General features: G+C 72.9%; 6 protein-coding genes. 3 read left to right on the top strand and 3 right to left on the bottom strand.

The window, feature by feature from the left end:
- Positions 1 to 77 precede the first annotated feature (77 nt).
- The 3 genes from ABT034_RS13875 to ABT034_RS13865 all read right to left on the bottom strand — a co-directional run bounded on the left by ABT034_RS13875 (position 78) and on the right by ABT034_RS13865 (position 4,567).
- On the bottom strand, positions 78 to 1,523 hold the full coding sequence (locus tag ABT034_RS13875; RefSeq protein ID WP_351214652.1) for a glyceraldehyde-3-phosphate dehydrogenase: 1,446 nt from the start codon (positions 1,521 to 1,523) through the stop codon (positions 78 to 80).
- 96 nt (positions 1,524 to 1,619) lie between these two features.
- The gene (locus tag ABT034_RS13870; RefSeq protein ID WP_351214650.1) at positions 1,620 to 2,651 is read right to left on the bottom strand and encodes a serine hydrolase domain-containing protein; all 1,032 of its coding nucleotides are present in this window, start codon (positions 2,649 to 2,651) and stop codon (positions 1,620 to 1,622) included.
- A gap of 101 nt (positions 2,652 to 2,752) precedes the next feature.
- Positions 2,753 to 4,567: a VanW family protein gene (locus ABT034_RS13865; protein ID WP_351214670.1), complete on the bottom strand. Its 1,815-nt coding sequence runs from the start codon at positions 4,565 to 4,567 to the stop codon at positions 2,753 to 2,755.
- 229 nt (positions 4,568 to 4,796) lie between these two features.
- Here ABT034_RS13865 and ABT034_RS13860 point away from each other — a divergent pair, with 229 nt between their 5' ends.
- From ABT034_RS13860 to ABT034_RS13850, 3 genes are all read left to right on the top strand, one after another.
- A complete protein-coding gene (locus tag ABT034_RS13860; protein ID WP_351214648.1) occupies positions 4,797 to 5,558 on the top strand; it encodes an IclR family transcriptional regulator in 762 nt (253 codons plus the stop codon).
- Between the two features lie 45 nt (positions 5,559 to 5,603).
- Complete coding sequence (locus ABT034_RS13855; RefSeq protein WP_351214646.1) at positions 5,604 to 5,933, top strand: putative quinol monooxygenase; 330 nt, start codon at positions 5,604 to 5,606, stop codon at positions 5,931 to 5,933.
- 93 nt (positions 5,934 to 6,026) lie between these two features.
- Entirely contained in the window at positions 6,027 to 7,061 is a 1,035-nt protein-coding gene (locus ABT034_RS13850) for a LacI family DNA-binding transcriptional regulator (RefSeq protein WP_351214644.1), read from the top strand.
- Positions 7,062 to 7,156 lie beyond the last annotated feature (95 nt).

Genomic DNA, 7,156 nt, shown 5'->3' with positions numbered 1-7,156 from the left:
ACCAGGAGGTCGACGTTGCGGTCCAGGGTCGCGGAGAACAGCATGCGCTGGCCCTCGGGGCGGACCTGGTTCAGGAATCAGACCGCCGGGGACGGGAAGGTCGGGTACTCCACGCCGGAGACGTGCTGGACGACCCGGATGACCTGGCACGAGTAGCCGAACTCGTTGTCGTACCACAGGTAGAGGATCGCGTTGTCGCCGTCGACCTTGGTCGCGCCGGCGTCGATGGTCGACGCGTGACGCGAGCCGACGAAGTCCATGGAGACGGCGTCGGGGGCCGTGGTGAAGTCGATCTGACGCTTCAGCGGCGAGTGCAGCGAGACGTCGCGGAGGTACTCGAGGACCTCGTCGCGGGTGGTCTCGCGGCCCAGGCGCAGGCTCAGGATCGCGATCGAGACGTCCGGGACGGGGACGCGGATCGAGCTGCCGGTGATCGGCGCCTTCAGCGCCGGCAGCGCCTTGGCGACGGCCGAGGCGGCACCGGTCTCGGTGATCACCATGTTGAGCGGCGCGGAACGGCCGCGGCGGTCGGCCTTGTGGTAGTTGTCCAGGAGGTTCTGGTCGTTCGTGAACGAGTGGACCGTCTCCACGTGGCCGCGCAGCACGCCGTACTCGTCGTCCATGGCCTTCAGCGGCGGGACGATCGCGTTGGTGGTGCAGGAGGCGCAGGACAGGATCTTCTCGTCCGGCTTCACCGTGTCGTGGTTGACGCCGTGCACGATGTTCGGCACGTCACCCTTGCCGGGCGCGGTCAGGACGACCTTGTCGATGCCGGGGCGCAGGTGCTTGGAGAGGCCCTCGCGGTCGCGCCACTTGCCGGTGTTGTCGATGAGGATGGCGTTGTCGATGCCGTACGCCGTGTAGTCGACCTCGGAGGGGTCGTTGGCGTAGATCACCTTGATGGTGTTGCCGTTGGCGACGATGGTGCTGTTCGCCTCGTCGACGGTGATCGTGCCCTGGAACTGGCCGTGGATCGAGTCGCGGCGCAGCAGCGAGGCGCGCTTCACCAGGTCCTGCTCGCCGCCCCCGCGCACCACGATCGCGCGCAGGCGCAGACCGTTGCCCGAACCGGCCTTCTCGATGAGGAGGCGGGCGACGAGGCGGCCGATGCGGCCGAAGCCGTAGAGGACGACGTCGCGTCCGTCACGGCGCTCGATCTTGTTCTCGCCGGTGGCACCGGCGACGGCCTCGGCGGTGAACTCGGCCACCGAGAGACCCCGGTCGTCGGTCTTGTACTCGGCGGCCAGCATGCCGATGTCGATCTGCGACGGGCCGAGATCGAGGGTCGTGAGCGTCTGGAGGAAGGGGAGCGTCTCGATGACCGACAGCTCCTCGCCGGCTATCTGCCGGGCGAAGCGGTGGGTCTTGAGGATGCTGACCACCGACTTGTTCACCAGGGAGCGGCTGTGGAGGAGGACGGTGACGTCCTGCTCCCGGTGCAGCTTCCCGATGATCGGGATCATCGACTCCGCGATCTCCTCGCGGTTCTTCCAGCTGGTGAACGAGTCGTCATTGACAGTCACAAGTTTATCTTTCGAGCTAGGCGGCGCTCATATGGTAACCCCAGGTCCGTCCGGTCCATCAGGGGGTGGGTCACACGCGCGGGACACCGGTGCGGGTCACCCGAAGGCGAGGGTCCGGAAGGCGTTCCTGACGCCGGTCAGCGGGCCGGGGTCGCGGGTCAGGCGGAGCCGGTTGGTGAGCAGGACCGCCCACCGGTCACGGGCCGGTGACACCCACTGGGCCGTGCCGGTGAAGCCGAAGTGGGCCCAGACGCCCTCCGCCGGAGCCGTGCCCGGCGCCGGATGCCAGAACAGACCCCGCGGCGGTACGAGCGCGCCGGTGCGGACGCGGAGCGAGGCCGCCGTCCAGTCGGCGGAGAAGGCGCAGGGCAGCGGGGCGAGGAGATGGCGCAGGAAGCGGCCGATGTCGGCGGCGGTCGTGAAGACGCCCGCGATCCCGCAGGCGCCGCCGAGGAGCCGGGCCGAGAAGTCGTGGACGACGCCCCGGAGCGGGGCGCCGCTCTCGCCGTCGTACTCCGTGGGCGCGCACCGCTCCCTGACCCCGGCCGGCAGCGGACCGTACCGGGTCTCCGTCATGGCGAGCGGCGCCCAGACGCGGTCCTCGGCGAGCCGGGGGAGTGGCTGCCGGGTCAGGTGCTCGGCCAGGTAGCCGAGGATGAGCGCGGCCCGGTCGGTGTACGCGACGGCCGCCCCCGGCCGGTGCACGAGCGGCTCGGCGAGGACGCCGTCCCTGACGTCCTGCGGATCGGAGCCGTACAGGTGCCGCAGATTGGCGCGGAGCGGCAGGCCCGCCGTGTGCGTGAGCAGATGGTGGGGTGTGACCCCGGCGAGGGGCCGTCCCGCGGCCTCGGGCCAGAACGAGCCGAGAGGGGCGGTCAGATCGAGTTTGCCCGCGTCGACGAGGGTGCCGATGACCGCCCAGACGGCGAGGATCTTGGTCAGGCTCGCGACGTCGTAGAGCGTGTCCACGCGGGTCGGTCCCGACGGGTCCGCCGGGTCGAGGAGGCCGACGGCCCCCGCCGACAGGGTGGTGCGGGCGTCACCAGCCGCCCATACGGCGCCGGGGAAGACGCCCGCGCGCACGGCGTCGCCGAGCAGCCGCTCGCAGGGGTCGGTGCGCTGTGCCAAGGCGGGCCTCCGACGGGATCGGTGCGGGCCGTCCGGGATGCGGGGCGCGCTCCGAAGTCATGCCCCGGTCGCACGGGAAGACACCCTTCCGCCGGTGCGCGTCAGCTCGCGTCGGCAGGCTCCTCTGCGGGCTTCTCGGGCTTCTCGGGGGTCTTCTCGGGAGTCTTCTCGGGGTCCGGCTTGCACGTCACCTCGTCGCGCGGGGTGTAGTGGGTCTTGAACGTCTCCCGCTTCACCTCGGCGCCACCGTCCTTGAACACCCGGTCCACCGAGATGTCGAAGCCCTCCAGGGGCTCCTGGGGCACGCACTCCTTGCCGGTGCCCTCGCGCTTCGCGGGCTCCTTGAGGTTGGTCCGCGGCCCGGCGGCCGCCTCCACCGAGTCGTACTTCTTCGTCCCCAGGAAGCTCACGGTCACGGACGAGTCCGTCGCGTCCGCCTTGATGTAGATCGGCTTGCCCGAGTCGTTGCGGAACTTCAGGTCCAGGCTGCCCCAGGCGACGGTCGCCTCGCGGCCGGCCGGGTAGCGCTCGATGTAGAAGGAGTGGGCGCCGTACTCGACCGGGTCGACCCCGGCGAAGAACATGGCGTTGAAGACGGTGGTGGCCATGGCCGAGACCCCGCCGCCGGGCGCGGACCGGTACTGGCCGTCCAGGATCATCGTGCCGTCGACGAAACCGTTGTCCGGGGTGCGCTCGCCGACCGTCTCGTTGAAGCTCCAGACCTCGCCGGGCCGCACGACCGAGCCGTTGATGAGCTCGGCGGCCCGACCGATGTTCGTCGTGCGGTACGGCGCGGTCGGGAAGTCCACCGTGAACGTCGACATCTCCTCGGTGATGCCGAGGCGGGCGAGGGAGCCGGCGGTCAGCTCGGGCTGGGTGACGGTGGTGGCCACCGGGGCGGTACGCGCGGCCGCGCCGGTCTTGGTGAGCAGCGGGCGCACGGCGTCACCGAGGGCCTTCGCGGTCACCTCGTGGCCCGGCCGGCCCTCGGACTCGACCACGACCTTGCCGTCCCGTACCCCGAGGGTGGCCTCGACGGGCGCGCCCGTCAGTGAGGCGACCGGCCGGGCCACGTCGGGGTCGCGGAGCAGCGCCTCCGCGTCGAGCGCGGCGGTCAGCCGGCCGTTCTCGGTCTTCACGGTGAGGTGGTCGCCGAGGGTGGTGGGTGAGATCCGCAGCCGCTCGGTACCCGTCGTGAGCGTCACCGGGCCGGAGACCGCGGGCTTCGCGTACGTGTCGAGGAAGCGGGCCACCTCGGTGGCGGGGAGCTTCGGCTCGGTCAGGGCGACCGGGAGGGTGACGGCCGCGGCGCCGGTGGCGGCGGGGTAGGCCGCGCGCAGGGTCTCGGCGGCCTGCCCGGTGTCCAGCTTCTGGCCCGTCACCGGCTGCGTCGCGACGGCCTTGCCGGCACGGAAGGCGACGGACCCCTCGCGTACCGCGCGGTCGTTCTTCTGGGCGAGCCCGGCCACCGCCGCCCGGGTCTTCTCGGCGTCGTACGCGTACACCGGCCGTATCTCGCGCTCACCGGACGAGAAGAGCCGTCCGATGACGGTGACGGGGTCGCGGGAGGGGTCCGCCGCCTCGTCCGCGGTCTTCGCCAGGTCCACCGAAAAGCCGGCGGAGGCGGGCTCCACGGTCGCGGTGCGGTCGCCGACCCGCACGGGTATCGGCGCGCTCCACGCGGCCGGCGCCTCCGCCGCGAGCTTGGCCTGGGCCTCGGCGCGGCTCATCCCGCCGACGTCCACCCCGCTGACCCGGGTGCCGGCGGATATGTCGTCACCGGTCGTGAGCAGCCCTGCCACGTACAGCCCGCCCGCGGCGACGGCGACCACACCGGTCGCGATGGCGACCGCCCGGAGACGCGGACGGCGCTCCCCGCGGTGCGTCGGGGCATGGTCGGTCCTGGAGCGGGGCACACGCTCTCCCGTGGCGTCGAGGATGGGGGAATCCACTCGACGGTACGCCGAAAGAGTGTCTTATGCACATAAAGGCGGCCTGACCTGCGGCGATACCCAGGGCGGCGAATCGATGACGGAGTGTGACGGAGGGGGGTGGGGGTGGGCCCTGGCCTGGCCGCCGAGGCGGGACCCGGTCCCTGAGCCGGGAGGCCGGGGGAGCGCGGGACCGGGACCTTAAGCTGGAGTGATGCCAGCCGCCACCCCGAGCCCCGGGCCGCAGTCCGTCGACCGGGCCCTCGCCGTCCTCGACGTCGTCGCCGACGCCGACCGGCCCGTCGGGGCCAAGGCCCTGGCGCGGTGCCTCGGTTGCGCCCTCTCGACCGTCTACCACGTGACCGGCCCCCTGCTCGCCCGCGGCTACCTCGTCCGTACCGCGGAGGGATACGCGCCCGGACCCCGCGTCCCGGCCCTCCACCGCTCCCACCAGCGGCACCACGGAATCGGTGCCGGTACGGGGGAGCTCCTCGGCCGGCTGCGGCGGGCCACCGGCGCGGAGGCGTACCACACGGCCTACCGCGACGGCCTGATCACCGTCGTCGACACCACCGCCCCCGTCACCGACACCGACCACCCCTTCGCGCCGGGTCCCGAGGACCGCGCCCACGCGACCGCCCACGGCAAGGCGCTGCTCGCCGCGCTGCCGCGGCCCCTGCGCCGCCGCTACCTCGCCGAGCACGGAATGGCCCGCTTCACCGAGCGCACCATCACCAGCGCCGAACGCTTCGAGGCCGAGGTCGGCCGGGTGCGCGGCCAGGGCTACGCCGTGTCGGTGGGCGAGGCGGACCTCGCCTACACCTGTCTCGCCGTGGCGCTGCCCGAGCGGGGCGACGGCATCGTGCACGCCCTCTCCGTATCGCTGCCGACCGCCGACTTCGGGCGGCGGCAGGGAGAGATCCGGGCCGCGCTCACCCGCGCCGTACCCGGGTTTCCGGCCCTGCCGGAATCCTGACCGCGGCGACTGGTCGTGCCCGCCGGCGCGCCGCACGCTGGACGCATGATCTTCATCGCCGTCCGATTCACCGCCCGTCCCGACCACGCCGACCGCTGGCTCGACCTGGTCGCCGACTTCACCCGCGCCACCCGCGAGGAGCCCGGCAACCTGTTCTTCGACTGGTCCCGCAGCGTCGACGACCCGAACGTCTTCGTCCTCCTGGAGGCCTTCGCCGACGCGGACGCGGGCGCGGCCCACGTCGCGTCCCCGCACTTCACGGCGGGTCTCGCGGCCATGGCCGGAGCCATCGCCACCACCCCCGAGATCATCAACGTCGAGGTCCCCCAGCAGGGCTGGGGAGCCATGGCCGAGCTCACGCCGACCGGCGCCTGAGCCGGTCCCCGGCACCCCGGGGGCGCACCGCACCGCCTGATAGGTTCGCGTGCACACGCAGGCGGGGCGGCGGCCCGAGGGGAGAAGCGGGACATGGCGGTGAGCGGGCGACAGACCGGCAGGCCCACCCTGGAAGAGGTCGCCGCGAGAGCCGGAGTCGGCCGCGGCACGGTCTCCCGGGTCATCAACGGCTCCCCCCGGGTCAGCGCGCAGGCGAAGGCCGCCGTCGAACAAGCCGTGGCCGAACTCGGCTACGTGCCCAACCGGGCCGCCCGCGCCCTCGCCGGCAGCCGGACCGACGCCGTCGCCCTGGTGATCCCCGAGACCGAGGCCCGGCTCTTCGCGGAGCCGTACTTCCTCGACATCATCCGCGGCGTCAGCGGCGAACTCGCCGACGCCGACAAGCAGTTGCTGCTCACCCTGATCCGCAGCGAACAGGAGCGGCAGCGCTTCGAGCAGTACCTCGCCGCCCAGCGCGTCGACGGCGTCCTCCTCGTCTCCGTGCACGGCGCCGATCCGCTGCCCGACCAGGTCCGCGCCCTCGGTCTGCCCGCCGTACTCAACGGCCGCCGCACCGAGGACGAGCGCGTCGCCTTCGTCGACTCCGACAACACCGGCGCCGGCCGGACCGCCGTCGCCCACCTCGCCGCGCGCGGCCGCCGCGCGATCGCCACCATCACCGGCCCCCTCGACATGTACGTGGCCCGCTGCCGCCTCGACGGCTACCGCGAGGGCCTGACGGACGCCGGGCTCACCCCCGACGAGGGGCTCGTCGCCGGCGGCGACTTCACCGAGGAGGGCGGCCGCCGCGCCATGCGGGAACTCCTGGACCGCAGGCCGGACCTGGACGCCGTCTTCGCCGCCTCCGACGTCATGGCGGCGGGCGCGCGGGGCGTGCTGCGCGAGGCGGGCCGCCGCGTCCCCGAGGACGTCGCCCTCGTCGGTGTCGACGACTCCGCCGTGGCCCGGCACATGGACCCGCCGCTGACCAGCGTCCGCCAGCCCATCGAGGAGATGGGCCGCACCATGGCCCGCCTGCTCCTCCAGGAGATCGCCGCACCCAGCGACCCGGACGAGCAGCCCCGCCGGATGCTCCCGACGGAACTCGTCGTCCGCGCGTCCTCCTGACCCCGCCCGTCGACCCCTCCTCCGTACGCCCCTTCCGTACGCCCCTCCCTCCGCACTCCCGTCGCCTCGCCATGGCATGATCGCGCCACCTGCCG

The sequence above is a fragment of the Streptomyces sp. NPDC002773 genome, assembly GCF_040295605.1.
GTDB lineage: Bacteria > Actinomycetota > Actinomycetes > Streptomycetales > Streptomycetaceae > Streptomyces.
Note: the sequence above shows the minus strand (reverse complement) of the source record. Positions and strands in the feature narration are given on the sequence as shown.

Coding starts and splice junctions, on each gene's coding strand:
- ABT034_RS13855 (WP_351214646.1), top strand. CDS start 5,604: ATGATCTTCATCGCCGTCCGATTCACCGCCCGTCCCGACCACGCCGAC.
- ABT034_RS13850 (WP_351214644.1), top strand. CDS start 6,027: ATGGCGGTGAGCGGGCGACAGACCGGCAGGCCCACCCTGGAAGAGGTC.
- ABT034_RS13860 (WP_351214648.1), top strand. CDS start 4,797: ATGCCAGCCGCCACCCCGAGCCCCGGGCCGCAGTCCGTCGACCGGGCC.